This window comes from Micromonospora humidisoli, from assembly GCF_016900955.1.
Classification (GTDB): Bacteria; Actinomycetota; Actinomycetes; order Mycobacteriales; family Micromonosporaceae; genus Micromonospora; species Micromonospora wenchangensis.
In genome coordinates this window covers 1,094,551-1,120,251 of the sequence record NZ_JAFEUO010000001.1, presented here as the reverse complement: position 1 = coordinate 1,120,251, position 25,701 = coordinate 1,094,551, and the positions used below count along the sequence as shown (strand labels likewise).

32 protein-coding genes and 1 tRNA gene are annotated in these 25,701 nt (G+C 72.7%); 15 read left to right on the top strand and 18 right to left on the bottom strand.

Features of this window, described 5'->3' with window-relative positions:
- Positions 1 to 498: 498 nt before the first annotated feature.
- Both JQN84_RS04975 and JQN84_RS04970 read right to left on the bottom strand, forming a co-directional pair.
- A tRNA-Val gene (locus JQN84_RS04975) sits at positions 499 to 570 on the bottom strand.
- A 56-nt stretch (positions 571 to 626) separates the two neighbouring features.
- A complete protein-coding gene (locus tag JQN84_RS04970) occupies positions 627 to 1,259 on the bottom strand; it encodes a TIGR02611 family protein (RefSeq protein WP_204957175.1) in 633 nt (210 codons plus the stop codon).
- A 293-nt stretch (positions 1,260 to 1,552) separates the two neighbouring features.
- Here JQN84_RS04970 and JQN84_RS04965 point away from each other — a divergent pair, with 293 nt between their 5' ends.
- Positions 1,553 to 1,984 (top strand): SsgA family sporulation/cell division regulator, encoded by a 432-nt coding sequence (locus JQN84_RS04965; protein WP_053653619.1) that lies wholly within the window; start codon positions 1,553 to 1,555, stop codon positions 1,982 to 1,984.
- 73 nt (positions 1,985 to 2,057) lie between these two features.
- Here the strand turns inward: JQN84_RS04965 and JQN84_RS04960 are convergent, their stop codons facing one another.
- Entirely contained in the window at positions 2,058 to 2,834 is a 777-nt protein-coding gene (locus JQN84_RS04960) for a glucose 1-dehydrogenase (RefSeq protein ID WP_204957174.1), read from the bottom strand.
- Between the two features lie 167 nt (positions 2,835 to 3,001).
- Between JQN84_RS04960 and JQN84_RS04955 the strand changes: the two genes are divergently transcribed.
- From JQN84_RS04955 to JQN84_RS04940, 4 genes are all read left to right on the top strand, one after another.
- Positions 3,002 to 3,916, top strand: coding sequence for a helix-turn-helix transcriptional regulator (locus JQN84_RS04955; RefSeq protein ID WP_204957173.1), 915 nt, complete (start codon positions 3,002 to 3,004; stop codon positions 3,914 to 3,916).
- A gap of 7 nt (positions 3,917 to 3,923) precedes the next feature.
- Positions 3,924 to 4,379, top strand: a complete 456-nt coding sequence (locus JQN84_RS04950) for an RrF2 family transcriptional regulator (RefSeq protein WP_204957347.1) — start codon at positions 3,924 to 3,926, stop codon at positions 4,377 to 4,379.
- Between the two features lie 116 nt (positions 4,380 to 4,495).
- The gene (locus JQN84_RS04945; protein WP_007075522.1) at positions 4,496 to 4,675 is read left to right on the top strand and encodes a DUF4236 domain-containing protein; all 180 of its coding nucleotides are present in this window, start codon (positions 4,496 to 4,498) and stop codon (positions 4,673 to 4,675) included.
- Positions 4,676 to 4,802: 127 nt separating this feature from the next.
- Positions 4,803 to 5,333, top strand: a complete 531-nt coding sequence (locus JQN84_RS04940; protein ID WP_204957172.1) for a potassium channel family protein — start codon at positions 4,803 to 4,805, stop codon at positions 5,331 to 5,333.
- On the opposite strand, the gene JQN84_RS04935 is transcribed toward JQN84_RS04940, so the two are convergent.
- Together JQN84_RS04935 and JQN84_RS04930 are read right to left on the bottom strand one after the other, a co-directional pair.
- Entirely contained in the window at positions 5,293 to 6,198 is a 906-nt protein-coding gene (locus tag JQN84_RS04935; RefSeq protein WP_204957171.1) for a hypothetical protein, read from the bottom strand. The genes JQN84_RS04940 and JQN84_RS04935 overlap by 41 nt on opposite strands.
- 24 nt (positions 6,199 to 6,222) lie before the next feature.
- Positions 6,223 to 6,744, bottom strand: a complete 522-nt coding sequence (locus tag JQN84_RS04930) for a VOC family protein (RefSeq protein WP_204957170.1) — start codon at positions 6,742 to 6,744, stop codon at positions 6,223 to 6,225.
- Positions 6,745 to 6,794: 50 nt separating this feature from the next.
- On the opposite strand from JQN84_RS04930, the gene JQN84_RS04925 reads away from it, so the two are divergent.
- Positions 6,795 to 7,256 (top strand): MarR family winged helix-turn-helix transcriptional regulator, encoded by a 462-nt coding sequence (locus JQN84_RS04925; RefSeq protein WP_204957346.1) that lies wholly within the window; start codon positions 6,795 to 6,797, stop codon positions 7,254 to 7,256.
- 57 nt (positions 7,257 to 7,313) lie between these two features.
- Positions 7,314 to 9,347, top strand: coding sequence for a tetratricopeptide repeat protein (locus JQN84_RS04920; protein ID WP_204957169.1), 2,034 nt, complete (start codon positions 7,314 to 7,316; stop codon positions 9,345 to 9,347).
- 345 nt (positions 9,348 to 9,692) lie between these two features.
- Here the strand turns inward: JQN84_RS04920 and JQN84_RS31220 are convergent, their stop codons facing one another.
- Positions 9,693 to 11,261: a HAMP domain-containing sensor histidine kinase gene (locus tag JQN84_RS31220; RefSeq protein ID WP_239484929.1), complete on the bottom strand. Its 1,569-nt coding sequence runs from the start codon at positions 11,259 to 11,261 to the stop codon at positions 9,693 to 9,695.
- Positions 11,262 to 11,302: 41 nt separating this feature from the next.
- Positions 11,303 to 11,959 (bottom strand): response regulator transcription factor, encoded by a 657-nt coding sequence (locus JQN84_RS04905; protein ID WP_204957345.1) that lies wholly within the window; start codon positions 11,957 to 11,959, stop codon positions 11,303 to 11,305.
- A 95-nt stretch (positions 11,960 to 12,054) separates the two neighbouring features.
- On the opposite strand from JQN84_RS04905, the gene JQN84_RS04900 reads away from it, so the two are divergent.
- Both JQN84_RS04900 and JQN84_RS04895 read left to right on the top strand, forming a co-directional pair.
- Positions 12,055 to 13,194, top strand: a complete 1,140-nt coding sequence (locus JQN84_RS04900) for a LolA family protein (protein WP_204957168.1) — start codon at positions 12,055 to 12,057, stop codon at positions 13,192 to 13,194.
- Between the two features lie 188 nt (positions 13,195 to 13,382).
- Positions 13,383 to 15,713 carry a HelD family protein gene (locus JQN84_RS04895; RefSeq protein WP_504739423.1) on the top strand — a complete coding sequence of 777 codons (2,331 nt, stop codon included), beginning with the start codon at positions 13,383 to 13,385 and terminating at the stop codon, positions 15,711 to 15,713.
- A gap of 66 nt (positions 15,714 to 15,779) precedes the next feature.
- Here JQN84_RS04895 and JQN84_RS04890 read toward each other — a convergent pair whose 3' ends face one another.
- Positions 15,780 to 16,187, bottom strand: coding sequence for a hypothetical protein (locus tag JQN84_RS04890; RefSeq protein WP_204957167.1), 408 nt, complete (start codon positions 16,185 to 16,187; stop codon positions 15,780 to 15,782).
- Between the two features lie 399 nt (positions 16,188 to 16,586).
- Between JQN84_RS04890 and JQN84_RS04885 the strand changes: the two genes are divergently transcribed.
- Entirely contained in the window at positions 16,587 to 16,871 is a 285-nt protein-coding gene (locus tag JQN84_RS04885) for a hypothetical protein (protein WP_176739158.1), read from the top strand.
- A 124-nt stretch (positions 16,872 to 16,995) separates the two neighbouring features.
- On the opposite strand, the gene JQN84_RS04880 is transcribed toward JQN84_RS04885, so the two are convergent.
- The 3 genes from JQN84_RS04880 to JQN84_RS04870 form a co-directional block, all read right to left on the bottom strand.
- Positions 16,996 to 17,982 (bottom strand): sporulation protein, encoded by a 987-nt coding sequence (locus JQN84_RS04880; RefSeq protein ID WP_204957166.1) that lies wholly within the window; start codon positions 17,980 to 17,982, stop codon positions 16,996 to 16,998.
- Positions 17,983 to 18,045: 63 nt separating this feature from the next.
- Positions 18,046 to 19,311, bottom strand: a complete 1,266-nt coding sequence (locus JQN84_RS04875) for a Bcr/CflA family efflux MFS transporter (RefSeq protein WP_204957165.1) — start codon at positions 19,309 to 19,311, stop codon at positions 18,046 to 18,048.
- A gap of 42 nt (positions 19,312 to 19,353) precedes the next feature.
- On the bottom strand, positions 19,354 to 20,022 hold the full coding sequence (locus JQN84_RS04870) for a TetR/AcrR family transcriptional regulator (protein WP_204957164.1): 669 nt from the start codon (positions 20,020 to 20,022) through the stop codon (positions 19,354 to 19,356).
- Positions 20,023 to 20,078: 56 nt separating this feature from the next.
- Here JQN84_RS04870 and JQN84_RS04865 point away from each other — a divergent pair, with 56 nt between their 5' ends.
- On the top strand, positions 20,079 to 20,933 hold the full coding sequence (locus tag JQN84_RS04865; protein WP_204957163.1) for an alpha/beta fold hydrolase: 855 nt from the start codon (positions 20,079 to 20,081) through the stop codon (positions 20,931 to 20,933).
- Between the two features lie 82 nt (positions 20,934 to 21,015).
- Here JQN84_RS04865 and JQN84_RS31900 read toward each other — a convergent pair whose 3' ends face one another.
- On the bottom strand, positions 21,016 to 21,138 hold the full coding sequence (locus JQN84_RS31900; protein WP_255553776.1) for a hypothetical protein: 123 nt from the start codon (positions 21,136 to 21,138) through the stop codon (positions 21,016 to 21,018).
- A 101-nt stretch (positions 21,139 to 21,239) separates the two neighbouring features.
- Here JQN84_RS31900 and JQN84_RS04855 point away from each other — a divergent pair, with 101 nt between their 5' ends.
- Positions 21,240 to 21,671 (top strand): NUDIX domain-containing protein, encoded by a 432-nt coding sequence (locus JQN84_RS04855; protein WP_204957162.1) that lies wholly within the window; start codon positions 21,240 to 21,242, stop codon positions 21,669 to 21,671.
- On the opposite strand, the gene JQN84_RS04850 is transcribed toward JQN84_RS04855, so the two are convergent.
- Both JQN84_RS04850 and JQN84_RS04845 read right to left on the bottom strand, forming a co-directional pair.
- Positions 21,645 to 22,079 carry a hypothetical protein gene (locus tag JQN84_RS04850; RefSeq protein ID WP_204957161.1) on the bottom strand — a complete coding sequence of 145 codons (435 nt, stop codon included), beginning with the start codon at positions 22,077 to 22,079 and terminating at the stop codon, positions 21,645 to 21,647. The two genes, JQN84_RS04855 and JQN84_RS04850, sit on opposite strands and share 27 nt — an antisense overlap.
- A 57-nt stretch (positions 22,080 to 22,136) precedes the next feature.
- The gene (locus tag JQN84_RS04845) at positions 22,137 to 22,502 is read right to left on the bottom strand and encodes a DoxX family protein (protein WP_204957160.1); all 366 of its coding nucleotides are present in this window, start codon (positions 22,500 to 22,502) and stop codon (positions 22,137 to 22,139) included.
- A 116-nt stretch (positions 22,503 to 22,618) separates the two neighbouring features.
- On the opposite strand from JQN84_RS04845, the gene JQN84_RS04840 reads away from it, so the two are divergent.
- Positions 22,619 to 22,996, top strand: coding sequence for a winged helix-turn-helix transcriptional regulator (locus tag JQN84_RS04840; RefSeq protein WP_088642232.1), 378 nt, complete (start codon positions 22,619 to 22,621; stop codon positions 22,994 to 22,996).
- 28 nt (positions 22,997 to 23,024) lie between these two features.
- On the opposite strand, the gene JQN84_RS04835 is transcribed toward JQN84_RS04840, so the two are convergent.
- The 4 genes from JQN84_RS04835 to JQN84_RS04820 form a co-directional block, all read right to left on the bottom strand.
- Positions 23,025 to 23,408, bottom strand: a complete 384-nt coding sequence (locus JQN84_RS04835; RefSeq protein ID WP_204957159.1) for a PIN domain-containing protein — start codon at positions 23,406 to 23,408, stop codon at positions 23,025 to 23,027.
- Positions 23,405 to 23,653 (bottom strand): type II toxin-antitoxin system Phd/YefM family antitoxin, encoded by a 249-nt coding sequence (locus tag JQN84_RS04830; RefSeq protein ID WP_204957158.1) that lies wholly within the window; start codon positions 23,651 to 23,653, stop codon positions 23,405 to 23,407. Before JQN84_RS04830 ends, JQN84_RS04835 begins: the two co-directional genes overlap by 4 nt.
- 144 nt (positions 23,654 to 23,797) lie before the next feature.
- A complete protein-coding gene (locus tag JQN84_RS04825) occupies positions 23,798 to 24,025 on the bottom strand; it encodes a DUF397 domain-containing protein (protein WP_204957157.1) in 228 nt (75 codons plus the stop codon).
- Positions 24,022 to 24,885 carry a helix-turn-helix domain-containing protein gene (locus JQN84_RS04820; protein ID WP_204957156.1) on the bottom strand — a complete coding sequence of 288 codons (864 nt, stop codon included), beginning with the start codon at positions 24,883 to 24,885 and terminating at the stop codon, positions 24,022 to 24,024. Before JQN84_RS04820 ends, JQN84_RS04825 begins: the two co-directional genes overlap by 4 nt.
- 305 nt (positions 24,886 to 25,190) lie before the next feature.
- Here JQN84_RS04820 and JQN84_RS04815 point away from each other — a divergent pair, with 305 nt between their 5' ends.
- Complete coding sequence (locus tag JQN84_RS04815) at positions 25,191 to 25,439, top strand: DivIVA domain-containing protein (RefSeq protein ID WP_204957155.1); 249 nt, start codon at positions 25,191 to 25,193, stop codon at positions 25,437 to 25,439.
- Entirely contained in the window at positions 25,433 to 25,696 is a 264-nt protein-coding gene (locus tag JQN84_RS04810) for a hypothetical protein (RefSeq protein WP_372445901.1), read from the top strand. Before JQN84_RS04815 ends, JQN84_RS04810 begins: the two co-directional genes overlap by 7 nt.
- Positions 25,697 to 25,701 lie beyond the last annotated feature (5 nt).

Sequence of the window (25,701 nt, the reverse complement as noted above, 5' to 3'; positions counted from 1 at the left end):
GATACCGCACCGACAGCGGTTTCCTCCGCGACTGCCAGCCGCACTGGGCGGCGGAACTGCCCACACCCGGGCGATCCCACCCACAGTCAGGGCCGCCCGAGCCCGAGCGCGGCGGCCACACCTACCGAATCGAGCATGCCCACACCCGCCGGTCCGGCCACACCCGCCGATCCGACCAGCCCGCCGATTCGGCAAGCGCGGTCGATCCGCCCCGCCCGCCGAATCGACCACGCCGGACGGGATGTGCCTGATTCGCTGATGTCATCAGATCGAAAGGACGCGCACCCACCATGCCGCACCCACCGTCCCGCCCGAACATCCCGCGCAATCGTGCCGCCCGCGCGGTCCCGACCTGCGTCCGAGCCCGGTGGGGCTGCGCGTTGCGCCCGGCCGGCCCACCACGACGGCCGGCGGTAGAGCAACGCGGGAATCCCACCCGGGAGCAGAAAGGCCACCTCCCGAACCCGGGAAGCGGCCTCTGACCTGCGGAACTGAGAGTGGGCGATGCTGGTATCGAACCAGCGACCTCTTCGGTGTGAACGAAGCGCTCTCCCACTGAGCTAATCGCCCTCAGCGCCGTTGACTCTACCCGATCGTGCGGCGGAGCCAAAAACCCGGGGTGCCGGTCAGGTCGTGGCGAGGTAACGCAGCAGTTGGGCGACGAGGTCGATGCCGAGGCTGTACTTGAGCGAGAGCCAGAGCACCACCGCGACGAAGACCAGGCCGACGGAGCCGAGCAGGAACCGCACGGCCAGGGAGCGGGTGGCGGCCCACCGGGTCCAGGCGTGCACGTGGCGACGGGTGAAGCCGAGCAGCCGGCGGGCCCAGTGGAACTCGACGGCCCAGATGGCGAGGCCGGCGATGACGATCAGCCAGCCGGGGCCGGGCAACGGGATCAGGGCGATGCCGACGGTAACCACGAGCGCCCCGGCGACCGCGATGAATATCTTGAGGGCGACGCGGCCGGTGGGGTTGGCCCGGATCAGGTCGAGGGTGGTGCGTACCCGCCAGCGCCAGCCGGTGGGACGGGCGGCGAGGGCGGTCCGGCCGGATCGACCTCCCCCACCGCGGGCGCGTCCATTGGCCGGTCGGGCCCGGCCGCGGGAGTTGCGGGGTGCGCCGGTGACCCGGCCGGCACGACCGGCGTCGGAGGTCGTCCGACCGTCTCGGTCCGGTGGCTTGATCGGCACCCTGTCACCCCGCCTTTTGGCTGCCCGGGCCCCTACTTTCGGTGACTCGGCCCTACTCACCGCATCCATTGAGGAACGCTTCGCGGCCATTTCACCCCCCAGTGTCGTCCCGGCCCGTCACTTGCGCAGACCACTGGACGTTACCGGAGTAAGTCGACGACTGAACCACCCGACTTCGGACGGGCTCCCGACTGGGCAGAACCGGAAATCCTACAAGAATTCTCACATTCTCGCGGCGATTCGGACCCCCTTCCCACCACTGGGTGAAGTCAGCGTATGGCGGAGCGTAGCCAGCAGTAGCGCCTGAGTATGGGAAAAGCGGGACACGCGCGTTCCGCAGCGGTGCCGGGGGGAGAACGTCCATGAGTGTCATCCGACCGACGACCGTAGAGGTCGAGACGTCGCTAAGGCTCGTCGCGCCTGACGCCACCGCCTTGCCGGTGCGTGCCAGCCTGCGTTACGACCCTGCTGACCCGTATGCGGTCCATGTCCTGTTCCACGCCGAATCGGCCGGCGGCGAGGCGGTGAGCTGGTCGTTCGCCCGCGAACTGCTGGTCACCGGCCTGGACGAGCCGGCGGGCATCGGCGACGTGCGGGTCTGGCCCTGGGCCACCCCGCGCGGCGACTTCGTCGCGCTGGCCCTGTCGTCGCCCGACGGCAACGCCCTGTTCGAGGTCCCGCGCAGCGTGCTGGTGCGCTTCCTGCGCCGGACCTACGTCGTCGTCCCGCGCGGCCGGGAGGCCGAGCACCTGGACGTCGACACGGCGGTGACCCGGCTGCTCGCCGGTCGCTGACCAGTCTGCCCCGGAGCCGCGCGGATCTGCCGAGTCCGCGCGGCTCCGGCCGTCCACCGCCCGGGTACGCCGGTCAGCCGTGCGTGGTGATGCCCCCGTCCACCGGGATCACCGCGCCGGTCAGGTACGCCCCGGCCCGCGACGCCAGGAAGATCGCCGCACCCGCCATGTCGTCGGGGCGGCCGATCCGGCCGAGCGGCACCTGCTGCGTGATGGCCGCCCGGGTCGCGGGGTCGTCCAGGGCGAAGGCCATCATCTTGCTCTCGAACGGGCCGGGGGCGATCGCGTTGACCGTGATCCGCTCGGCGGCGAGCTGGTGGGCGAGATTACGGGTGAGCATGTGCACGGCGGCCTTGGTGGCCGAGTAGGCGTACACCTCCATGGCCGGCACCCGGAGCCCGTCGATCGAGCCGATGTTGATCACGCGGGCCGGGTCGTCGTCGGAGGCCGCCGCCCGCAGGGCCGGCAGCAGCGCGGTGGTGAGCCGGAACACCGCCTTCACGTTGACCGCCCAGAGCTTGTCGAACGCGCTGCCCGGATACGACTCCAACGGTGCGCCCCAGGTCGCCCCCGCGTTGTTGACCAGCACGTCGAGCCGGTCGTACCGTTCGTGGACGGCGGCGGCGAGAGCGTCGGCACCCGCGTCGTCGCCAAGGTCGGCGGGAATCGCCTCGCACCGCCCCTCGGCGGACAGCTCCCTGGCCACCGCCTCGCACACGTCGGCCTTGCGCGACGAGACGACCACCGTGGCACCGGCCCGGACGAAGCCCCGGGCGATCATCAGGCCGATCCCCCGCGAGCCGCCGGTGACCAGGACCGTCTTGCCGTCGACCGAGAACAGATCCGTCATGGGCACCCCATCGCACGTCGCGGTCCTTACCGATCGGTAACGTAGCCCGGTCCCGGCAGCCGGACAACCCCACCGGGGTAGCCACCGAGGCGTCCGTCCGCCGCAGGCGCGACAGAGTCCCGTCGCCGGGATGCGACCTCAGCCGTCCCCGGTTACGGTCGAAGACGATGGTCCCTTCCGGTCAGCTCACCCCGGCAACCCGTCCCGATCTGCCCCGCCCCGAGATCGACATCCTCGATCTGGGCGACCTCGTCCCAGGCCCGGGCGCGCCCCGGCCGGTCCTGCTCGACCACGATCTGCTCGTCCTGGTCACCGACGGGCACGGCCTCGTCGAGCTGGACTTCCGGGCGCTGCCCTGCCGCCCCGGCACCCTGCTGCGGGCCACCCCGGGCCAGGTGCTGCGCTGCACCGCACGGCTCGACGCGGTCGTTCTCCGCTGGCGCGCCGACGCGCTGCGCGGCCTGGACGTCGAGACGAACGCCGTGCCGCAGCACCACCAGCTCACCGGCCCGGACGAGGACGCCGTCGTCAACGTGGTCTCCCAACTGGTGGTGGACCACCGCCGGCACCGCGACGATCCGGCCGCGCACACCCTGCTCCGGCACCAGCTCGCGGTGCTGCTGATCCGGCTCGCCCTGCTGGCCGACACCCGGAACTCCGGCGGGACGCCCGACGACTCCGACCCGCAGCGGACCGAGACGGCCACGTTCCGCCGGTTCTGCCGGGAGGTCGAGGCGGGTTACCCGTACACCAGGCGGGTGGAGGACTATGCGGCCCGGCTGGGCTGCTCGGTGCGTACCCTGACCCGGGCCTGTCTGGCGGTGACCGGCCGCAGCGCCAAGCAGGTGGTCGACGAGCGGGTCGCGCTCCAGGCCCGGCGGCTGCTCGCCGCCACCGACGAGCCGGTGGCCCGGATCGGTCGGCAGCTCGGCTTCCCCGAACCGACGAACTTCGGCCGGTTCTTCACCCGCGAGGTGGGGGTGAGCCCGGGGGCGTTCCGGGCCGCCCGGGAGCGCCCGTCGACGCGTATCGTCCGACCACGGCGACCCGCTGACCCCGCAGAACCCGACGGACGGGCATGATGACATGGTGCAGATCTCCGCGCGCGGCGACTATGCGGTCCGAGCGGCCCTGAGCCTGGCCACCGCCTACCCCTCCCTGCTCTCCACCCAAGCGATCGCCAACGAGCAGGACATGCCGCGCAAGTTTCTCGAAGCGGTCCTGGCCGACCTGCGTCGGGCCGGTGTGGTCCGCGCGCAGCGCGGCGCCGAGGGCGGCTACACCCTGGCCCGGCCACCGCGCGAGGTCACCGTCGGGGCGATCCTGCGCGCCGTCGAGGGCCCGTTGGCCGGGGTACGCGGGCTGCGCCCCGAGGAGACCAGGTACGAGGGCTCGGCGGAGAACCTTCCCCGACTCTGGGTGGCCGTGCGTGCCGCCGTCCGGCAGGTGCTCGACGAGGTGACCCTGGCCGAGGTGGTCAGCGGGCGGCTTCCGACGCACGTCCGCAAACTGACCACCCTGCCCGACGCGTGGGAGCCGCGCTGACGGTCGGTACGCCGATCCGTCCAGCCTGGACCTGACCAGGTTTCGGTTTCCGTGGATGCGGGCATTTATGGGGCCGAGACGGCAGCGAGGACAGAAAACGCGAAGGGAGCGCCACGATGGGTCTGATGTTCCGTAAGCGCAAGAAGTACGGGCCGATCATCCTGAACTTCACCGAGAACGGTTTCTCGTCGTGGAGCATCAAGATCGGTCGTTGGTCGTGGAACTCCCGGGCCAAGGCGCACCGGGTCGACCTGCCGGGCCCGCTGTCCTGGAAGCAGGACAAGTCCCGGGCGTGACGCCCTTCCGCGAACGGGGCACCGGCGGTCCGCCGGTGCCCCGTTCGCCGTCCGCGCAGCGGGCCCGCCTCCGGTCAGGTTCGGCATTCGCCGGATCCCGGCGACGGCCTCGGCGCAGAATCGCCGCATGGCCAGCGACGACGGGAGTTACCGGCGGATCCGACGGCACACCCTGGCGGCCTGCTGCCTGCTGGTGGTCAGCTACTTCCTGATCCCGTTGGAGCCCGATCCGAACGGCGTGCGGCTGACCCTGCGGGCGGCGGGCACCCTGGTGCTGATCGGTGTGGTCACCGTCCTGGTCACCCGCCAGGTGAGCCGCCAGCTCGGGGTCGGCGAACCGGTCGGTGACGACGAGGTCCGGTCGTTGAGCCGGCTGGTGGTGGCCCTGGTCGCCGGGCTGCTCGCGTTCGCGGTGGCCGACTACGTGGTAGCCGCGAGCGGGCCCGCGCAGTTCTCCGGGTTGCGTACCCGGCTGGACGCGCTCTACTTCGCCCTGGCCACCCTCACCACGATCGGCTACGGCGACGTGCACCCCCAGGGGCAGCTCGCCAAGGCGGTCGTCTGCGTGCAGATGCTGTTCAGCATCGGCATCATCGCCACCGGGGCGTCCATCGTGGTCAAACGGTTGACCGCGCGGCCGGGGCGGGGCCGGCGCTGATCAGTACGTCCCCGCCGAGCCGCCCGTGTTCCGGGTCCCGGGTGACCGCGCCACCGTCCAGCAGTTCGGCGAGCGCGTGCCCGGCGTCCCCGGCCCGGTAGGCGGTCGCGGTCAGCGTGTGCCGACGCAGCTCGGTCACCGTACGCGGGCCGTGGCGGGTCAGCTCGGCCAGCAGCGCGTCACGCAGCGGACCGGTCGGCGGGTCCGCCCCCACGTCGAGCAGGTCACCGGCCGGGTCCCGGTAGCGGATGCCGGCTGCGGCGACGTCGGCCCCGGTGGCCCAGAGTGCCTCCTTGAACGCCTCCAGGCTCTTGTCCAGCCCGGTGCCGAACGCGACCAGGCGGGCCGGTGCCCCGTCGGCGGGGACCAGCTCGACCTCGGTGACCAGGGGGAACCCGGCGGCGGTCAGGGCCGGTCGCAGGGTGGCGGTGGTGGTGGTGCTCAGCAACACCTCGGCCGGTCGGCCGGTCGCCGTGGCGGCCAGCAGCGCCGGCTCCGGTGCCGCACCGTCGACCAGGGTGAGCAGTGGCGCGCCGGCCGCCCCGGCCGCCTTGAGCACCACCGGCAGCCGGGCCGGGTCGCCCGGCACCACGTGCACGGCCACGTCGCCGGGCAGGCCGGCCTCGACGACGCCGAGCCGGGCGGGCAGTTCGGGACCGCCGTCGGCGAGCACCAGCACGGTGAGCCGGCGACCCCGCAACCGGTCGGCGAAGCCGGCCACCACCCGCAGGGCCGCCTCGGCGGTACCGGGGTCACCGGCGTACGCCAGCGCGAGGGTGGCCCGCCGGGAGCGGTGCAGGGCCCCCGGCAGCCAGTGGTCGAGCTGACGGACAAGGAGTCCGCCCGGGACGGCGTCGATCGACATCCTGTCGTTCTACCGTACGGCGGTTCAGGCCGGGACGGAGATCCCCACCCCGCCCCGGGTCTGCCCGCCGTAGCGGGCCCGTTCGCGGTCGAGGTCGAGCCGGCCGATCCGCTTGCGGGCGGCGAGGGCGTCCTCGTCGAGCAGGGCGGCCGGGACGATCCAGACGATCTCGAACTCCAGCCCGTCGGGGTCGCGGCCGTACAGGCTCTTGGTGGTGCCGTGGTCGGAGGTGCCGACCAGGGCGTCGGCGGCGGCCAGCCGCTGCGCGGTGGCGCCCAGCTCGTCGAGGGTGTCCAGCTCCCAGGCCAGGTGGTAGAGGCCGACGGTGGCCCGGCCGGCCTGCGAGCGGCCGGCGGACGCGCCGATCTCGAACAGGCCGAGGTCGTGGTCGTTGGTCGAGTCGGGGGCCTGGAGGAAGGCCGCGCCCCGGAACCCGTCCGGGGTCATCGGCACCGGGCGGAAGCCCAGCACGTCGCGGTAGAAGTCGATGCTGCGACGCAGGTCGGAGACGTAGAGCACGGCGTGGTTGAGGCGGTGGATTCCCATGTCCACCACGCTAGCGCGGTTTTGTTGAGCGTTCAACTATTCCGGTTATGATGGTCGTCATGACCCGCTGGCTGGACCCCGACGAGCAGCAGACCTGGCGTGCCTTCCTGACCGCCTCCCGGGCGCTGAGCGACACCCTCGACCGCGAGCTGCAACGCGACGCCGGGATGCCGCACGCCTACTACGAGATCCTGGTCCGCCTCTCCGAGGTGCCCGGCCGGCAGCTGCGGATGAGCGACCTGGCCGACCTCACCGGCTCCTCACGCAGCCGACTGTCGCACGCCGTGGCCCGGCTGGAGACGGCCGGCTGGGTGCGCCGCGAGGACTGCCCCACCGACCGGCGTGGGCAGGTCGCCGTGCTCACCGACGCCGGCTTCGCGACCCTCGCCGCCGCCGCGCCCGGCCACGTCGAGGGGGTACGCCGGCACCTGTTCGACGCGCTCAGCCCCGCCCAGGTCGACCAGTTGCGCCGGATCAGCGAGACGCTGGTCGCCCACCTGACCGGTTCTTGACCAAGTTGCCGACCGGCAAGGGTTGTACTAACCGTTGCCGGCCAAGCACGATGGGGCGTGTCTTCCGGCTTCGGTGAACTGACCCTCCAGGCGCAGCACCTGGTGTCCGCCGGCGACCTGGTCGGCGCCCAGCGGCTGCTGGCCGACGCGCTGACCGACGCGGACCCCCGCCCCGACCACGCCTCCCCCGAACTGGCCGAGGCCGCCGGGCTCCAGGCCCGACTGCTGGTCACCCTCGGCGAACCGCACTCCGCGCGCGGCTGGGCCGCCTTCGCGTACGCGGCGTCGAGCCGGCTGTACGGCATCTCCGACCAGCGGACCATCTCCACGGCGGCCACCCTGGCGGCGGTGCTGCACCGGGTCGGCAGCGACGCCCGCGCCGCCCGCCTCTATTCCGAGGTGATCCTGGAACTGACCGCCTGGGACGGTCCCGAGTCGCTGCGGGTCCTCGCCGCACACGCCGACCTGGCCACCGTGGAGTACGCCCGGGGCCAGTGCTCCGAGGCCCGCGAACGTCTCCAGGACGCCTGGGAACTGCACCGCGAGGTGTACGGCGACGGCCACGCCAGCGGCATCAAGATGCTCGCCCGGCTCGGTGCCATGCAACGCGACTGCGGCCGGTTCGACGAGGCGCACGACAACCTCGCCCTCGCCCGCGAGCTGGCCCGCCAACACCTCGCCGCCGACGACCCGCTCGCCCGGCAGGTGGCGGCCCTGGCCCGGGCAGCCGCCGACCCGGACCACGTCTGCGACGAGGAGCCCACCCCCGAGCGTGGCACGCCGGTGGTGCCGGCCGCCCGTACCCCACCGCCCGCAGAGGGTCCACCCGACCTGCCGCCCTGGTCGGCCGGCCCGGCGTCACCCGACGATGCGTACCCGCCGACGGTGCCCGGCCAGCGGATGCCCGCCGACGACACCGGCTACCCACCGGACGCCGCCCGCCCCGGCCCCGGCTACCCCGCCGACAGCGGATACGGCCCCTGGGACGGTCAGCCCGGCGGAGCCGGCTACCGGGCCGGCGACGGTCCGGGCGATGCCGGCTACCGGGGCGATACCGGTTACCCGGCCGGCAGCGGCTACCCGACCCCAGGTCACCCGACCTCCGACTACCCGAGCTCCGACTACCCGGGCTCCGACTACCCGGCATCGGGCCACCCGGCCGAGTCGGGCTCTCCGGCCGGCGCGGGTCGTCCGGTCGGCGCGGGTCGTCCGGTCGGACCGGCACATTCGCCTGGGCCCGGCTATCCGCCCGAATCCGGCTACCCATCGGGGCACGATCACTTCAGCGCGCCAGATCAGTCCGGCGGGCCCGGTCGATCCGGCGGGCCCGGAAATCCCGGCGGGTCAAGCCATCCCGGCGGGTCCGGTCGTCCCGGCGGGCCGGGCTATCCGGCCGGGGCGGACTACCCGACCGGGGCGGGGCGGATCGACGAGGGCGGACACTGGCCGCCCGAGCAGGCCGCAGCAGGGGCGAACGGGTCCACACCCGACGGTTGGCGGGACGCTCGCTATGCCCCGCCGCTGTCGCAGAGCCGCCGGGACGAGGAGGCGGCCGGGGTCCGCCGGGTCACGCCGGCCGAGCCGCCGGTGGACCCGTCGCGGTTGCTGCCCGTGCTGGTGCCACGCCGACACGCCCCGCCCCGACGCCGCCCGGGTGCCGTACCGCTGGTGGCCGCCGGCGTGGCGGTGGTGTTGCTGGGCGCGGTCGCGGTGATCGCCGGGGTGTCCCAGGTGGGCGGCTCCGACGCACCACCGCCCGCCGCGCCGACCGAAGCCGCCCCGACCGCCGCCACGCCGAACGCCGGCCCACCCGCCTCACCGGGCACCCCACCCGGGCGGGTGACGCTACGCGACCGACCCGACGGCATCACCCTGACCTGGACGTACCCGGCCGGCAGCGAGGGCCCCGTGGTGCTCTCCGCCGCCCAGGCCGGCCAGGACCCGCGCCCCTTCCAGACTCTCCCACCCGGTACCGACAATTTCGTCGTACACGGCCTGGACCGCACCACCAACTACTGCTTCACCGTCGCCGTCGTCTGGTCCACCGACGTGGTCGCACGAGCCAAACGCGTCTGCACCACCCGCCGCTAACCCACCCCCACCCGCCCACATCCCCACCCCAACCCGCCCAGCCCCGCCCCGCCCCGCCCGCTCATGTTGATCAAGAGGTTTACGTCACCCCCAGCGAACTCCTGACGCAAACCTCTTGATCACGCTCCATCCACCCCGCCCAGCCGGGTGATCAAGAGGTTTACGTCAACCGGAGCGGCGGGAGTGACGCAAACCCCTTGATCACCGCCCCCTTCACCCCGCCCAGCCGGATGACCAAGAGGTTTGCGTCAGCCCGAGCGGCGTGGAGTGACGCAAACCTCTTGATCAACATGAGCGGGTGGGCGGGGGCCACGAGCGCGTGGGTGTGTGGAGGGAGGGGGGCGGTCAGTCGGGGTCGGGGAGGAGCGGTAGGTGTAGGCGGACGGTCAGGCCGGGGTGGGCGTCGTCGAGGTCCACGGTGCCACCGCCCCGGCGTACCAGTTCGCGCACGATGGCCAGGCCGAGGCCGGCGCCGCCCGCGTCCCGGGCCCGTCCTTCGTCCAGCCGGGCGAACCGGCGGAACACCCGCTCCCGGTCCGCGACCGGGATTCCCGGCCCGTCGTCGGTCACCGTCACCAGGTGGTACGCCCCGTCGACCGTCGGCTCGACCGCCAGCACCACCCGGGTACGGGCGTGCCGGACGGCGTTGTCGACCAGGTTCCCCAGCACCCGCCGCAGTTCGTCGGGGACGCCGACGGTCCACACCGGACCTGCCGCCGTGACGACGGTGACCTGTGGCGACACAGCCGGCCCCGACCCGACGGCGGTAACCCCAGGCGACACAGCCGGCTCCGACCCGACGGCGGTAACCCCAGGCGACACGGCAGAACCCGCCCCGGCGGCGGTGGACTCCGGCGACGATGGCGGATCCGCCGCGAGGGCGGCCTGCGGCGACACGGCAGGTTCCGCCGCAGCGCCGCCGCTGCCGCCCGGCAGCAGAGCAGGAACCGCGGCGGAGGTGGGGCCGGGCCAGCGGGCGGCGACCTCGGTGAGCAGGGCGCCCAGTTCCACCGGCTCCGCCGCGCCGAGGTGGTCGACCTGCTGTGCCGGTTGCTCGTCGAGTCGGGCGAGCAGGAGCAGGTCGTCGACGAGCCGGCCCAGCCGTTCGGTGTCGGTGAGCAGGTCGGCGGCGACGGCCGGCCAGTCGGTACGGTCGCCGAGGCGCTGGGCCACCTCCAGTTCGGTGCGCATGTTCGTCAGCGGGCTGCGCAGTTCGTGTGCCGCGTCGGCGAGGAACGACCGTTGCCGGGCGCGGGCCGCCGCCAACCGGTCGAGCATGTCGTTGAGGGTGACCGCCAGCCGGTGGATCTCGTCCTGGGAGGCGGGTACGGGCAGCCGGCCGGCCGCGTCCCGCCCGGTGATCTCGGCGGCTCCGCTGCGCAGCGCCTCGACCGGGCGCAGGGTGGCCCCGACCACCCGCCAGGCGACCACCGCGAGCAGCCCCACCAGCAGCGGGAAGGCGACCAGCAGCACCGTACGGGCGGCCTGGGTGGCGTGCCTGACGTCCACCGTGGAGCGGCCCACCAGCACGGTCACCGGCTCCCCCGCCGACCAGGCGGGTACCGCCACCACGCGTACCGGCCCCTCCCAGCCGAGCCGTTGGCCGGGCACCACCGTGCGCTGCCGGCCGGTGCCGGTGAGCTGGTCGGGGCGGACCATCGGCACCAGCCGGTCGGCGTCGATGGAGGCGGCCCGGATCCGCCCGGCGGAGTCGACCACCTGCACCCGTAGCTGCCCACCGGCCACCGGCAGCGGGTCGGGCAGGGCGTCCTCTCCGGCGAGCCGGGCGACCGCGTCGGCGGTCCGGAACGCCTCCTCGTCGACGGTGCGTTGCAGCGTCCAGCCGAGCGCCACCAGCAGCACCACCCCGCCCAGGGCCAGCCCGACCGACAGGCCGGCCACGCCGAGCACCATCAGCCGGGCGCGCAGCCCGAGCGCCGACCAGCGCAGCCGGCTCACGGGATCAGCCGGTAGCCGGCGCCCCGGACGGTCTCCAACCGGTCCCGGCCGATCTTGCGGCGCAGGTAGCCGACGTAGACCTCGACCGCGTTCGGGGCGGTCCGCAGGCTGGCGTCCCAGACGTGGTCGAGCAGCTCGGTCTTGGAGATCACCTCGCCGGGGCGGCGGATCAGGTACTCCAGCAGCGCGAACTCCCGGGCGGTGAGCACCACCTCGGCGTCGGCGCGGGTGACCCGACGGCGGGCCGGGTCCAGCCGTAGGTCCCCGACGGCGAGCACGGTGGGCCGCTGCGGTGCGCCCCGGCGCAGCAGCGCCCGCAGCCGGGCCACCAGCACCACGTACGAGAAGGGTTTGGTCAGGTAGTCGTCGGCCCCGCAGTCGAGCCCGTCGGCCTGGTCGTACTCGCCATCCTTGGCGGAGAGCATCAGCACCGGCAGCCAGTGCTCGTCGGCGCGCAGCCGGCGCACCACCTCGTAACCGGACAGGCCGGGGAGCATCACGTCGAGGATCATCGCGTCGTATCCGCCGTGCCGGGCGGCGTCCAACCCGGCCGGGCCGGTGCCGGCCGTGTCCACCACGAACCCCTCGGCTGTGAGGCCACGCTGCAACGCCGCCGCCAGCCGGGCCTCGTCCTCCACCACCAGCACCCGCATCATTCCAGCCTGCCACCTCGACGCGACGGGCCGCGACGTCGTCCTCAGCGGGCTCACAGCAGCGAACCGGCAGGATGGTCGCAGGAGGTGCGCTCATGTCCGTACTGAAGAACCGTTCCACCCTGCGGTGGCTGGTGCCGCTGGCCGCCGCGGTCACCGTCGTCGGTGGGGGTGCCGCGATCGGCACGTTCGCCGCGAACGCCGAGCCGGCCCTGCCGCCGCGCAGCGCCGCCCAACTCCTCGTCGACCTGCAGACCGCCCGGCTGGACGGGCTCTCCGGCACCGTGGTGCAGCGGGCCGACCTCGGTCTGCCGCCGCTGGCCGGGCTGGCCGGCGGGGACGCCGCGCTGCTCACCGGCACGCACACCCTGCGGGTCTGGTACTCGGGGCCGGACCGGCAGCGGGTCGCGTTGCTCGACACCCTCGGCGAGCGGGACGTCATCCGTTCCGGCCGGGACGTGTGGACCTGGGACAGCAAGGCCAACACGGCGACGCACCGGACGCTGCCGGAGTCGACCGGGCGGGCGGCGGAGGGCGCGTTGCCGGTCACCCCGAAGGATGCCGCCGAGCGGGCGTTGGCCGCCGTCGACCCGAGCACGCTGGTGACCACCGGCCGGTCGGCCACGGTCGCCGGGCGGGACGCGTACGAGCTGGTGCTCACCCCGCGTGACGAGGCGTCCCTGGTGCACCAGGTGCGGATCGCCATCGACGCGACGGAGCACGTGCCGTTGCGGTTCGAGGTGCTCGCCGACGGGGCCGACCAGCCGGCGTTCGAGGTGGCGTTCACGCAGGTCGACTACCGTCGTCCCGACGCCGACCAGTTCACCTTCAACCCGCCGCCCGGGGTGAAGGTGACCGAGGAGACCGCCGGACGACCGGGGTCCACGGGGGGCCCGCACCGCAAGGACGGCAAGCCGGGCGCGCAGCGTCCGGGGGCCGAGGAGGCAGGTCTGCGTACGGTGGGGACGGGCTGGACCACTGTGCTGGTGGCGCGGACCGGCGCGGCGGACCTGGCGCGGACGCCGGCCGGTGATGCGGCGAAGCCGGGCCCGGCCGACGGTCCGGGCGCGGCGCAGGCCCTCGACCTGCTCAACGGGTTGCCGAAGGTCAGCGGGGACTGGGGCAGCGGCCGGTTGTTCTCCGCGAAACTGTTCAGCGTGCTGCTCACCGACGACGGGCGGGTGCTCGCCGGACTGGTGACGCCGGAGCGGCTGTACCAGGCCGCGCGGGGCTGATCCCGCACGTCACGACCCTCGGGGGTCCGGGCCGGCTCGCGCCGGCCCGGGCCCCCGTTCGTCGTGTCCGGCACGGCGGAGGCTTGGTGGGGGGACGCCGCAGGCGGTATCTTGAACAGTTCCCGAAATGCAAAAAGGAATGGCTGAAGAGCCATTCCGCGCATGATTCTAAGCGACGAGGAGACGGCTTGTCAACGCACCCGGACGAGCTGCGACAACACGACGACGAGATCGGCCGTGAGCAGGAGTACGTCTCGATGCTCTACGGCCGGCTGGACGCCATGCGCGAGCAGGCCGGCCGGCGGCTCACCGACGAACTGCGCGCCGGTGGCGGCGGCACCCAGCAGGACCGCTCCCAACGCGACAGCGCCGTCCAGATGTACGCCGACCAGGTCGAGCAGTTCTCGGCGGTCGAGCAGGGGCTGGCCTTCGGCCGCCTGGACGGGGCCGACGGCAGCCGGCACTACATCGGCCGGATCGGCATCTTCGACACCGACGGCGACTACGACCCGCTGCTGATGGACTGGCGTGCCCCCGCCGCCAGGCCGTTCTATCTCGCCACCGCCGCCAACCCGCAGGGCATCCGGTTACGGCGGCACCTGCGCACCCGGGAGCGGAAGGTCACCGGCCTCAACGACGAGGTGCTGGACATCGCGACCGCCTCCCCCACCGGCCACGAGGAACTGACAGGTGAGGCGTCGCTGCTCGCCGCGCTCGGCGCCGGCCGGACCGGCCGGATGCGGGACATCGTGGAGACCATCCAGGCCGAGCAGGACCGGATCATCCGGGCCGACCTGCCCGGGGTGCTGGTCGTGCAGGGCGGTCCCGGCACCGGCAAGACGGCGGTCGCGCTGCACCGCGCCGCGTACCTGCTCTACACCCACCGGCAGCAGCTCTCCACCCGGGGGGTGCTGCTGGTCGGCCCGAACGCGACGTTCCTGCGGTACATCTCGCAGGTGCTGCCGGCGCTGGCCGAGACGGGGGTGCTGCTCAGCACCCCCGGTGACCTCTTCCCCGGGGTCACCGCCAGGCGTGCCGAACCGGCCGGGACCGCAGCCCTCAAGGGCCGGGCGGTGCTGGCCGAGGTGCTCGCCGCCGCCGTCCGGGACCGGCAGTGGGTGCCGGACGAGCCGATCGAGATCGAACTGCCCCAACGGGAGGTGCTCCGGCTGGACCCGGAGACGATACGCCGGGCCCGCGACCGGGTCCGGCGTACCGACCGCCCGCACAACCTGGCCCGTGCCCTGTTCGACATCGAGATCGTGCACGCCCTCGCCGACCAGGTCGCCGAACGGATCGGGGCCGACCCGCTCGGCGGGGACAACCTGCTGGAGGAGGCGGACCGGGCCGAGATCCGCCGGGAGCTGCGGGAGGAACCGGAGATCACCGCCGTCCTGGACGAGCTGTGGCCGGTGCTCACGCCGCAACGGCTGCTCGCCGACCTGTACGCCTCGCCGCAGCGGCTCGCCACCGCCGCGCCGATGCTCACCGACGACGAGCGGGCCCTGCTGCACCGTCCGGCCGGCGGTGGTTGGACGCCGGCCGACGTGCCGCTGCTGGACGAGGCCGCGGAGCTGCTCGGCGAGGACGAGCGGGCCGCCGCCGCCCGGCGGGAACGCATCAGGTCCTTCCAACGCGAGTACGCCGAGGGTGTGCTGGAGATCGCCAGGGGTTCCCGCTCGATCGACGTGGAGGACGAGGCCGACGGTGGTGAGATCCTCGGCGTCACCGACCTGATCGACGCCGACCGGCTGCTGGAGCGGCAGGAGGAGACCGACCGGTTGACCACCGCGCAGCGGGCCGCCGCCGACCGGCGGTGGGCGTTCGGGCACGTCATCGTCGACGAGGCGCAGGAGTTGACGCCGATGGCCTGGCGGCTGCTGATGCGCCGGTGCCCGAGCCGGTCGATGACGATCGTGGGGGACGTGGCGCAGACCGGCGCGCTGGCCGGCACGCCGTCCTGGGCCGAGGCGTTGGAGCCGTACGTGGCGCGGCGCTGGCGGCTGGAGGAGCTGACCGTCAGCTACCGCACCCCGGCCGAGATCATGGCGGTGGCCGCCGAGGTGCTCGCCGGCATCGACCCGGCGCTGCGCCCACCCCGGTCGGTACGCCACAGCGGCGTGCCGCCGTGGGACCGGACGGTCGCGGCGGACCGGCTCGGCGCGGAACTGGTCGCGGCGGCCCGTGCGGAGGCCGCCGAGCTGGCCGGGGGCGACGCGGACGGCCGTCCCGGCGACGGCGGGGGGCGGCTCGGGGTGATCGTGCCGGCCGGGCGGGCCGACGGGTTGGCGGGTGTGCTGCTGGCCGCGTTGCCCGAGGCGGCCGTCGGCGAGCAGCCCGAGTTGGAGAGCCGGGTGGTGCTGCTGACCGTCGGCCAGGCCAAGGGGCTGGAGTTCGACTCGGTGCTGGTGGTGGACCCGGACGGGATCGTGGCCGAGTCACCCCGGGGGCGCAGCGACCTGTACGTCGCGTTGACCCGGGCCACCCGCCGCCTGGGCGTGCTGCGCCCCGCCGGCTGACCGTGCGGCCGGGTCGGGGGGCGGGCCCCTCCGACCCGGCCGCCGGGGCGTCGACGGCGGCCGACGTCAGTCGTCGGAGAAGTCGCCGATCTCGACGGCGCTGGCGGACTGGTCGCTGACCGGGCCGCCGGTCGGGGTGCTCAGCCCGCCGGTGGTGGCGTCACCGGTGGTGGTCGGGGCCACCGTGCCCGGGTGCCGTTCGGGTTGCCGGGCCACCCGCCTGACGCTGGCCGGCCCGGCCGTGCCTCCGGTGGTGGTCAGCGCGCCCTGGCCCCGGGTGGGGCCGCCGTCGCGCAGCACCTCCGGGTCGACCGGCACGTGGGCCACGTCGTCCGGGTCGTCCTCCTGAAGGGCCCGGGTCACGTCGATCCGGGGCACCGTCACCTCGTCCAGGGCTCCGGGACCGTACGCCCCGGCGGTGAGCCGTTCCTCGGCCTGACGGGTGGACTCCCGCATCCTGTCGTCGTCGCGCACGTTCCTCACCTCACAGGGTCTCGACGGAACCCACTGCGTGCCCGGGGGCCGCACCACCAAACACCACCGCCCTTGGCCGGCCGGACACCACAGCCCTTGGCCGGCCGGGGCGGCGCGTACCACGGTCGGGGCACCGCGACGCGGACCCGGCGGGCGACGAAATTCCGGCCGGAGCCGGTGTTACCTGCTCACCGGCGGGGGGTAGACCCAGGGTGCCCCCGCCACAGCAGGTGAACCGTGCCGTGGCCGACCGCGGTAGCGGGGCGAGGGAGTTGCAGGTACTCATCAAATCCTGAGGAGGACCAGATGAGCACGCAGGCTGCATCCACCAGGCCCATGAACCGGCCGATGCAGGACACCGTCCAGCGCAACGCCATGATGAACGAGCAGACCCGGCAGATGCCGGCGATGCACGACGGGCACCGGGAACCGATGCCGTCTCCGGGTACGGAGACCAAGCAGTCGTTCCTGACCACCGAGTTCTGGGTCTACGCCGCCGCGGTCGCGGTCGTGGTGATCTCCGCCTTCTGGCGCGGCACCGCGACGAACGGCCTGAACATCAACAACCCGACGCAGGCGTGGTGGTTCCTGACCGCCCTGACCGGCGCCTACCTGGTGAGCCGGGGCCTGGCGAAGGCGGGTTCGGCGCGGCGTTCCGGCGCGGAGCGCAAGGGTCGTCGCTGACCCGGCTGATCCCAGCAGCGTGAGCTGCTGATCACGATGGCCCCCGGGATTCCTCCCGGGGGCCATCGCTGGTCCATGTCAGCCGCCGCTCGGCGGCCCGCCCGGCGTCGGGCGCGGTCTCAGCTCACTCGTCGTCGCCGAAGTCGCCACCGTCGTCGTCGCCCTCGAAGGCGTCCTCGATCAGTTCACCGGCGACGAGTCCACCGACGACACCGAGCGCCGCGCCGGCCACCACGCCGCCCATTCCCGGCCCCCGGCCGTGGTGACCGTGGCCGTGGCCGTGCATCGGGTAGCCGTGGGTGGGGGCGCCGTATCCGGAGGAGGCGCGCAGGTTGCCGTACGTGGCGGTGGTCTCGCGCAGCCAGCCGTCGACGACCCGCACCCAGTCGACCCGGTCGACGTCGGCGTGCGAGACGGTGTAGCGGCCGAACACGTCGTGCCCGGAGCTGAGGAAGCCACCCCGCTTGTCGCACTCCAGCACCACCTCGACGCCGTGCGGGCTGGTCACGAAGGTCAGCTCCAGCTCGGAGATGGCCTGCGCGTACTGGGGCGCGGCGAAGAACTCGATCTCCTGGTAGAACGGCAGCGTCTGCTGCGAGCCCCGGATGTGGCCCCGCTCCAGGTCGGCGTGCTTGAACCGGAAACCGAGCTGCTGGAACGCGCCGAGGATGTGCTCGTGCACCGGCAGCGGGTGCACGTTGACCTGGTCGAGGTCGCTCTTGTCGACCGCCCGGGCGATGGCCAGCTCGGTCCGCAGACCCATGGTCATGCCGTGCAGACGCTGACCGTAGACGTCGGTGATCGGGGTCTCCCACGGCACCGGGAACTGGAACGGGATGGCGAGCTGCTGCTTGGGGGCGAGCTGGAGCGGGCCGCTGACCACCATCCGGTGGAACTCCATGACGCCTGCGTACTCGCTGTCGCCGCCCTCGATCTCGACCCGGGTGACCAGGCCGATGCCGATCTGCTCGATGTTGGCGGGGGCGTCCCCGCCGATCAGGTTCACGTTGCCGTCGAGGGTCAGGCCGGGCCGGGTGTTCGGGTTGGCCAGGACGGTGTCGACGCTGGGCCCGCCGACCCCGAACGCGCTCAGCATCTTCTTGAAGACCATCGGAACTCCCGCTTCACGGTCGGCGTACTCCACCGTGGAGCACGCACGGTTACCCTGCGCACCCTAACCGCCAGGACTGTGAAGTGGCTGAAAGGGCACACCGGGGCGGGCCAGCAGCATCAGCGCCGCGCAGGCCGCCACGAAGAAGACCGCCATGGCCGAGGCCATGGGCAGCAGGGTGGCGTACCCGAGGAGACCGGTGAGTGGCGTGACCAGTGCACCCGCGAGGAAACCCAGACCACCCTGGAGCGCGGCGGTGGTGCCGGCGGAACGCCGGCCGGCCTCCTGCGTCAGCGCGGTGCTGGCCGGCAGGGTCAGGCCCATGCCGGCGACCACCACGGCGAGCAGCGTCCACGGCACGGCAAGCGGCCCCCCGGCCCGCCGGTCGACCAGGGCGACGACCAGCAGCACGAGGGTGGCCACCGTGGACGCGGCGAGCCCGACGGCCCGCAGCCGGCCGGCGCCGAGCCGCCTGACCAGCACCCGGAACAGCAGCCCGGCGGCGGCCATGCCGGCGGCGTTGGTGGCGAAGATGAGGGTGTAGCGGGACTCGTCCACCCGGTAGGCGGTCTGGAAGACGAACGCCGAGCCGCCGATGTAGGTGAAGAAGCCGGCGATGGCCAGGCAGAGCACGATCAGGTTGGTGAGCACCGTCCGGTCCCGCAGCAGGCCGGCCATCCGTGACAGCGCCGCACGCGGGCCACCGTCGTGCCGGCGGTGCGCGGGCAGCGTCTCCGGCAGGCCGACCAGCGCGGCCACCGCCATCGCCGCCCCCAGCCCGGTGAGAGCGAGGAAGACGGTACGCCAGGTGCCGTGGTCGAGGATCACCCCGCCGACCGCCGGTGCCAGCACCGGGCCGAGGAAGGTCACCGAGGCGATGCTGCCGAACCGGGCGGCGGCCCGGTCGCCCTGCCACACGTCGGTCACCATCGCCCGGCCCAGCGCCACCCCGGTGCCGGCCGCGATCCCCTGCCCGAGCCGGGCGAGCACCAGCACCCCGGCGGTCGGGGCGGCGGCGCAGAGCAGCGACAGCAACGCGAAACTCACGGTGCTCACCAGGACGATGCCGCGCCGCCCCCGGATGTCGCTGACCGGGCCGAGCAGGAGCTGACCTGCGGCCACGCCGATGATGAACGCGGTCAGGGTCAGCTGCGCCATGGTGGCGCTGGTGTCCAGGGAGCGCCGCAGTTCGGGCAGGGCGGCGATGTACGCGTCGGTGGCGAACGGCCCCACCCCGGTCAGCAGCACCAGCGCGACCATGGACGGCCTGCCCGCCGCCCGGCCGGGTCGGTACGACGTGGACGGCGTCTTGACCCGCGGAGGTGTCACCCATGGACCGTAGACGAGCTGACCGTCGGGCGTCAGCCCACCTCACCCGGCGTCGTCGACGAGCAGTCCACGCAGGACGCTGCGCACCGTCGTGGCGAAGAGGTCGCGGGGCGCGGACGGTGACGGGTCGGTGATGGCGGCGGCCAGGTTCGGGTACGCCGCCAGGTCGATGCCGGTGAAGCCGACCGGCGGCGCGGCGGTCTCCTGCCGGGCGAACAGCGACGTCACCCCGGTCATCATGGCGATCGCCTCGAACTTGGTGGTGGTCGCCGCCGGCACCGGCCGCAGGACGGACAGGCAGTGGTCGAACCAGGCCAGGCTCTGCGGGCCGGGGGCGGTCGGCCGGGGCAGGACCGCCACCAGCCAGGAGTGCCGCCGGTAGAGGTCGAGCTGCCGACGGGCGAGAAGCAGCATGGTGTCGAGCCAGTCGTCGCCGGCCTCCGGGTAGGGGCACAGCTCACCCGCGGCCCGGTCGACCATCAGGTCGAGCAGGTCGTCGCGGGAGGACAGGTAGCGGTAGAGCGAGCCGGCGCCGGTGTGCAGCGCGGCGGCGACCGCCCGCATGGAGACCGCGCCGATGCCGTCGGCGTCGGCCACCGCGATCGCGGCGGCCACGATCTCGTCTCGGGAGTGCGACGGCGCGGGGCCGCGCTGCCCCCGGGCCGGCCGGGACCAGATCGGCGGACGCGCTGGCTCGTCGGGTGAGGTCACCGCTACACTCTAAAACTGCAAACGCCGTTCGCGGTTTCGATGTCGGGGAGGACGAGATGGAACAGCACTGGACCGTGCAGCGGGTACCGGCGGCCGACGACGCCGAGATCGTGCTCCACTCCACCGGCAGCGGGCCGGGCATCATCGTGGTGCACGGCGGCGGCGTCACCATCGGCATCTACCGCCGGTTGGCCCTGCGGCTGGCCGACCGGTTCACCGTGCACCTCTACAACCGTCGCGGGCGGGACGACGCGGCGGCCCGCGCCGAGCCCTACGACGGCGAGCAGGACGTCGACGACCTCGCCGCGCTGTTGGCCGCCACCGGGGTCGGCAACGTGCTCGGCCACAGCGGCGGCGGCTTCGTGGCCCTGCGCGCCGCCGCCCGGGGGTTGCCGATCGACCGGCTCGCCCTCTACGACCCGGCGGTGCAGGTCAACAGCCTGTTCCCGCTCGACTGGGTGCCCGCCGCCCGCGCGGCGGCACACGCGGGCGACATCGCCCGCGCCATGGCGATCACCGGGGCCGGCCTCAACACCCAGTCGGCCACGTCGCGCCTGCCGCTGGCCGTCCAGGTGGCCATCTGCCGGCTGTTCCTGCGTACGCCGATCGGGCGCGGCATGGGCGAGCTGCTGCCGTCCACCCTGGACGAGAGCGCGCTGATCCAGCACCACGACAGCCCGCCGCAGCGGTGGGCCGGGATCACCGCCGAGGTGCTGTTGGCCTGCGGCGGCAGTGGCCCGCCCTACTACCGGCCGATCAACGAGGCGCTGGCCGGGGCACTGCCGCACGCCCGCACGCTGGTGGTGCCGCGCGCCGGTCACGACGCGCTCAACCGGGCTCCGCAGCACCTGGTCGACGCGCTGGCCGAGTTCTTCACCACCCCGGTCACCTCGGAGCGCGCCCGCTCCTGACGAGCCGGCGAACGGGGGGCGGGCCGGCGTCGACCGTGTGACGCGACCGACGCCGGCCCGCCGTCGGGGAAGCCGGTCAGGATCACGCCCAGAAGCTGGCCGGAAGGGCCTCGGTGGTCGTCCACCGCGACGCCCGCTTGTGGACGACACCGTCGATCAACACGGCACCCGTGGTGTTACCGCCGGGAAGCACCTCTTCACGCATCTGCCCGGGATACCGGGCGTCACGACGCCGACGACACCGAATTTGGTACGGCCGGACCCGACCACGGCCCGACTGTCCCACCCCTGTGTTCGAATCCCGGCATGCACATCGTCGTCTGCGGGGCGCTGGTGGTGAACGACGCGGTCCTGCTGGTGCACCGCAGTCCGGCCCGCCTGGCGTACCCGGATCTGTGGGATCTGCCCGGGGGCAACGTCGAGGCGGGCGAGTCCGATCGACAGGCCCTCGCCCGTGAGCTGCGCGAGGAGGTCGGCGTCGAAATCGTCGCGGAGTCCTGCTCCCGGCTGGGCGACCTGCGGTCCGGCAGCGGCGAGGACGCCGTACACATCGGTGTGTGGCACGTCGGAGCCTGGCTCGGCTCCCCCACCAACCGTGCGCCCGACGAGCATGACGACCTCGCCTGGGTCGGGCTCAGCGAGTTGGGCAGCCTCCCCCTCGTGCACGGTGGCCTGCCGGCGCTGCTCCGCACCCTGGACGGGCCGCCCGGCTCACGCCTGGTCGAGGAGGTGGCGTGACGGGAGGTAGTCGATCTTCGTGTCGGCGTAGACGCCGAGCGTGCCGTCGGCGAGGCATCGCAGGCCGACGCTGACCCAGCGCACCTCGCCGTCGGCACCGAGCGCGTAGCCGACCGCGACGGCGAACTCCTCACCCCCGCAGGGGCAGGAGCAGGAGTCGTGACCGGCCTCGACCCAGTAGTCGGCGCTGTCGCCGATGAAGGCGACCGCGCCGCAGGCGAGGCAGGTCCGCCGGGTCGCCTCCTCCTCGTCGATGTCGACGCGGAAGGCCCGGCCGTCGCACCCGGCGCACCGGGACTCCACCACCGTGTCGACCGGGTAGCCGCCGGCCGCGAAGTAGCGGAGGTAGTCGGCGAGGTCGTCGACGTTCTCCCCGCGCCACAACTTCCCGGACCTGTCGAGTGCCATCCCGGCATTCTGCCTGGTGCCGGCGGTGCGTCGGCCAGCGGACGACCCTCGTGCGGCTCAGACCCAGACGGTGGCCAGCCAGATCGCGGCGGCGGCGGTCACCAGCAGGACGACGTTGAGCCCGATCTGGCGGGTCTCGCCCCGGGACAGGTGCACCGCGATACCGCCGACCTGGATCAGGACGAGCCCGACTGCCGCCGCGACCGCGAGCCAGGGTGCGATCCCGGTCAGCGGCGGCAGGACCAGGCCGACCGCGCCGAGAACCTCCAGCACCCCGATGGTCCGGACCAAGGGCATGGGTACGCGGTCGACCCAGCCCATCATCGGTTGCAACTGCTCCCGGCTCTGCACGACCTTCTTGCCCCCGGCGTAGAGGTAGAAGACGGCCAGCAGCGCGGCGACGATCCAGTAGGCGAGTGTCATGACGGGCCCTCCAGCTCTGAACCCAATGGTTACGAGAAGGAACTAGCCACATCATGTGTCACTATCGGAGGGCTTACAAAAGGCACACGGGTGTGCGTAAGGCACAGGGGGTGGTCATGTCGCAGTACGAACACACCTGCATGATCCGGGGCGACGGCGGCCGGACGATCCGGGCGATCCTGGACCGCATCTGCAACAAATGGACGCTGCTGATCGTGGCGACCCTCGACGGGGGCGCGCTGCGGTTCACCGAGCTGCACCAGCAGATACCCGGCATCTCCCAGCGCATGTTGACGTTGACCCTGCGCCACCTGGAGCGCGACGGCCTGGTGTCGCGGACGGCGTACGCGGAGGTACCGCCCCGGGTGGAGTACGCGCTGACCCCCACCGGCAAGAGCCTCATCCCGCCCGCGCTGGCCCTCGCCGGCTGGGCCATCGAACACGTCCCCCACATCGAGGCCAGCCGAGCGCTCCACCAGGACAAGTCCGGATGACGGCAACGTTGTCAGATCACCGGGTCAGTCAGATGGTGCGGATCGTGATCAGGTCTTCGAGTCCTGCGAGATCGCCGGCGTTGCGGGTGTAGACGGCGGCGTCATGGGCGTGTGCGGTCGCGGCGATGAGCAGATCCATCACTCTGGCGCGCGGCTGACGGCCGGCTTCGACGACGCGGGCAGCCAGTCGTGCGTAGCTGTCGGCGATCACGTCATCGATGGGCAGCGGATCGAATCGGCGCTGGATAGCACTCAACCGCGCCAACCGGAGTGCCCTCGCCTCGGCGGTCTTGGCGACCAGGACACCGAACTGGAGTTCGGCAAGACTGGCAACGCTGATGGCCAGCTCACCCGGGATCGGTGTTACGTCGTTGGCGATGAGGACGCTGGTGTCGAGGATGCCCCGACTCACCGTTCTGCCCACGGGTCGGTGACGACACCGTCCAAGAGATCCCGATCGTCTGCCCAGGCGGGGTCCGTAGGTTGGTCGAACACCCCGGCGAGGTCGTCCCACTCCCGCCAGGTCCGAGGGCTGACCGGGCCGAGCACGGCTGCCGGACGGCCGGCAACGGTGATCGTCAAACGTTCACCCGCCTGCGCACGACGCACCAGGTCGCTGGCGTTCTGCCGCATCTCCCGAAGCCCCACCTCATGCATAAGACCAACGTAGCACATGTGCTACGCGGTGCTGGCCAACCTCACTACGGACAGGCGCACCGCGATACCACGGCGGCGGAGGATCTTGGCGGCAGATGGCCCCCTGGAGGGCCGAAATCACCAAGATCCTCCCGGAGCCGACGTTCAGTGGGAGGCGTTGGCGAAGTCGAACTCGCCGTCCTTGACGCCGCCGACGAAAGCCGCCCACTCGTCAGCCGTGTAGACGATCGTCGCCGCGTCCCGCGCCTTGCTGTGCCGCACCGCCACCCGACCCGAGCCGTCGAGCAACGGCCCCGCCTCCACGCAACTCCCGCCGTTACTGTCGCTCTTGGTGCTGATGTGCCAGGCGACCTCGGGCATAGCCTCGTTCATGCCAACTCCTCTGCAATGGCCCCCATCAGGGCGGTCGACTCATCTTTGCTGAGTGCGGATTTCGACAGACGATCGTACGCCCGGAGAAAGCGCTCGGCTTTTGGTGACTCCATGTAGAGCCGACCGCCGAGGGATTCGACGTAGGCGACCGCAGGATACGGCTCGGGTAAATGGAAGATCCAGAACGTGCCATCGAGTCCCTGGTGGAGGGCGACCGAGAACGGCATGATCTGAATGCGGACATGCGGCAGGGCTTGGAGTTTCACCAGGTGTGCGAGCTGGTCCCGAAGGACCTGGACACCACCGACCCGACGACGCACGACGGACTCGTCGATGACCACATGAATCGTGAGCGGGCGTTCCTTGGAGAGCACTTCCTGCCGCGAGAGCCGCAGCTCGACCCAGCGGTTGATCATCGACTCGGACGCCTCCGGCTCCGCCGCGTTCCGGATCACCGCCTCGGCGTAGGCCCGGGTCTGGAGCAGCCCCGGCACCAGGGTCATGTGAAAGCAACACACCTTGTCGGCGCGACTCTCCAACCACGGGTACTCGATGAAGGACGAGTCGACGACGTCGCCGTAGTCCTCGTCCCAGCGGTCGGTGCGCCACACGTCCTCGGCCAGCGCCAGCAGGCGGGCCCGCTCGGCGGCGTGGTGGAAGCCGTAGAGGTCGAGCAGTGCGATGACGTCGCCCTTGCGGATCGGCCAGTCCGCCCGCTCGTAGCGGCCGAGCGCGGACATGTCGCGTTGCAGGTGCTCCGAGACGAGTTTCAAGGTCATTCCGCGTTCTTCCCGGAGGGCGCGGAGTTGTTGGCCGAGCCACTGCGCGCGCAGGGTCCGTATGAACGGCTTGTGCGGCATGATCCACCTCTCGAAAAAGTTGACGAGGCCCGCGAAGGAACCATTGCTCCAGTTCCAACCCACTGGAAATGTGGCCTTCGGGTGAGGGTGATCACCGGCCCCCGGGGACGCCCGGTGCAAGCGCAGTAACCGCGGCTGTGCCAACAGCCGAGAAGGTGACGAAAGCCGGCCTCGCGGGTGGCAGCCGCATACCGGATCTCGTCGGGTCTCAACATGAAGCCGAATTCCGGCTCCGACCGACTTGCTGAATACCTATCACGGCGGCGTAGGTTCCCGCGACCCCGTACCCCATCAGGAGGCGACGAATGATCCGCGACGACGGCACCCTGCCGGCCCGGCTGCATCCGGTCCTGGTCCGCGACCACCAGTTCCCCACCGCCGGCTTCGGACGGCGGGGCCTCGACCCCCGGGAGGTGCGCCGGTTCCTGATCCGGCTCGCCCTGGAGCTGGCCAGCCTGCATCAGGAGGTGACCCGGCTGACCGGGGAGAACACCAGGCTCAAGCGGCTGCTGCGGGACCGCCGCAGCGCCCAGGCCAACCGTCCCCCGTGCTGAGCCACGGGCCGACGACCGGTCCCCGCTACGTGCTGCACCTGCCCCTCACGGTCACGGCCGGGGAGCAGGCGTTGCGGTTCGCGTACGCGTTGGCCCGGTCGTTGGCGTTGGTGCCGGGGGTCGAGGTCGCCGGGGCCACCGTGTCCGCCGAGGACGCCCAGGACGTACGACGGTGGGTGTTCTGTGACCGGATCTTGCCGGACCGGCGGCGCTGCCGGGCGCGGGCCGACCACGACGGGCCGTGCGACCCCGTTTGATGAGC

Excerpts from the sequence above, each read along its gene's own strand:
- JQN84_RS04970 (WP_204957175.1), bottom strand. The coding sequence starts at position 1,259 with ATGGATGCGGTGAGTAGGGCCGAGTCACCGAAAGTAGGGGCCCGGGCA.
- JQN84_RS04965 (WP_053653619.1), top strand. The coding sequence starts at position 1,553 with ATGAGTGTCATCCGACCGACGACCGTAGAGGTCGAGACGTCGCTAAGG.
- JQN84_RS04960 (WP_204957174.1), bottom strand. The coding sequence starts at position 2,834 with ATGACGGATCTGTTCTCGGTCGACGGCAAGACGGTCCTGGTCACCGGC.
- JQN84_RS04955 (WP_204957173.1), top strand. The coding sequence starts at position 3,002 with ATGGTCCCTTCCGGTCAGCTCACCCCGGCAACCCGTCCCGATCTGCCC.
- JQN84_RS04945 (WP_007075522.1), top strand. The coding sequence starts at position 4,496 with ATGGGTCTGATGTTCCGTAAGCGCAAGAAGTACGGGCCGATCATCCTG.
- JQN84_RS04940 (WP_204957172.1), top strand. The coding sequence starts at position 4,803 with ATGGCCAGCGACGACGGGAGTTACCGGCGGATCCGACGGCACACCCTG.
- JQN84_RS04935 (WP_204957171.1), bottom strand. The coding sequence starts at position 6,198 with ATGTCGATCGACGCCGTCCCGGGCGGACTCCTTGTCCGTCAGCTCGAC.
- JQN84_RS04930 (WP_204957170.1), bottom strand. The coding sequence starts at position 6,744 with ATGGGAATCCACCGCCTCAACCACGCCGTGCTCTACGTCTCCGACCTG.
- JQN84_RS04925 (WP_204957346.1), top strand. The coding sequence starts at position 6,795 with ATGGTCGTCATGACCCGCTGGCTGGACCCCGACGAGCAGCAGACCTGG.
- JQN84_RS31220 (WP_239484929.1), bottom strand. The coding sequence starts at position 11,261 with ATGGTGCTCGGCGTGGCCGGCCTGTCGGTCGGGCTGGCCCTGGGCGGG.
- JQN84_RS04905 (WP_204957345.1), bottom strand. The coding sequence starts at position 11,959 with ATGCGGGTGCTGGTGGTGGAGGACGAGGCCCGGCTGGCGGCGGCGTTG.
- JQN84_RS04900 (WP_204957168.1), top strand. The coding sequence starts at position 12,055 with ATGTCCGTACTGAAGAACCGTTCCACCCTGCGGTGGCTGGTGCCGCTG.
- JQN84_RS04885 (WP_176739158.1), top strand. The coding sequence starts at position 16,587 with ATGCCGGCGATGCACGACGGGCACCGGGAACCGATGCCGTCTCCGGGT.
- JQN84_RS04880 (WP_204957166.1), bottom strand. The coding sequence starts at position 17,982 with ATGGTCTTCAAGAAGATGCTGAGCGCGTTCGGGGTCGGCGGGCCCAGC.
- JQN84_RS04865 (WP_204957163.1), top strand. The coding sequence starts at position 20,079 with ATGGAACAGCACTGGACCGTGCAGCGGGTACCGGCGGCCGACGACGCC.
- JQN84_RS31900 (WP_255553776.1), bottom strand. The coding sequence starts at position 21,138 with ATGCGTGAAGAGGTGCTTCCCGGCGGTAACACCACGGGTGCCGTGTTG.
- JQN84_RS04855 (WP_204957162.1), top strand. The coding sequence starts at position 21,240 with ATGCACATCGTCGTCTGCGGGGCGCTGGTGGTGAACGACGCGGTCCTG.
- JQN84_RS04850 (WP_204957161.1), bottom strand. The coding sequence starts at position 22,079 with ATGGCACTCGACAGGTCCGGGAAGTTGTGGCGCGGGGAGAACGTCGAC.
- JQN84_RS04845 (WP_204957160.1), bottom strand. The coding sequence starts at position 22,502 with ATGACACTCGCCTACTGGATCGTCGCCGCGCTGCTGGCCGTCTTCTAC.
- JQN84_RS04840 (WP_088642232.1), top strand. The coding sequence starts at position 22,619 with ATGTCGCAGTACGAACACACCTGCATGATCCGGGGCGACGGCGGCCGG.
- JQN84_RS04830 (WP_204957158.1), bottom strand. The coding sequence starts at position 23,653 with ATGCATGAGGTGGGGCTTCGGGAGATGCGGCAGAACGCCAGCGACCTG.
- JQN84_RS04825 (WP_204957157.1), bottom strand. The coding sequence starts at position 24,025 with ATGAACGAGGCTATGCCCGAGGTCGCCTGGCACATCAGCACCAAGAGC.
- JQN84_RS04820 (WP_204957156.1), bottom strand. The coding sequence starts at position 24,885 with ATGCCGCACAAGCCGTTCATACGGACCCTGCGCGCGCAGTGGCTCGGC.
- JQN84_RS04815 (WP_204957155.1), top strand. The coding sequence starts at position 25,191 with ATGATCCGCGACGACGGCACCCTGCCGGCCCGGCTGCATCCGGTCCTG.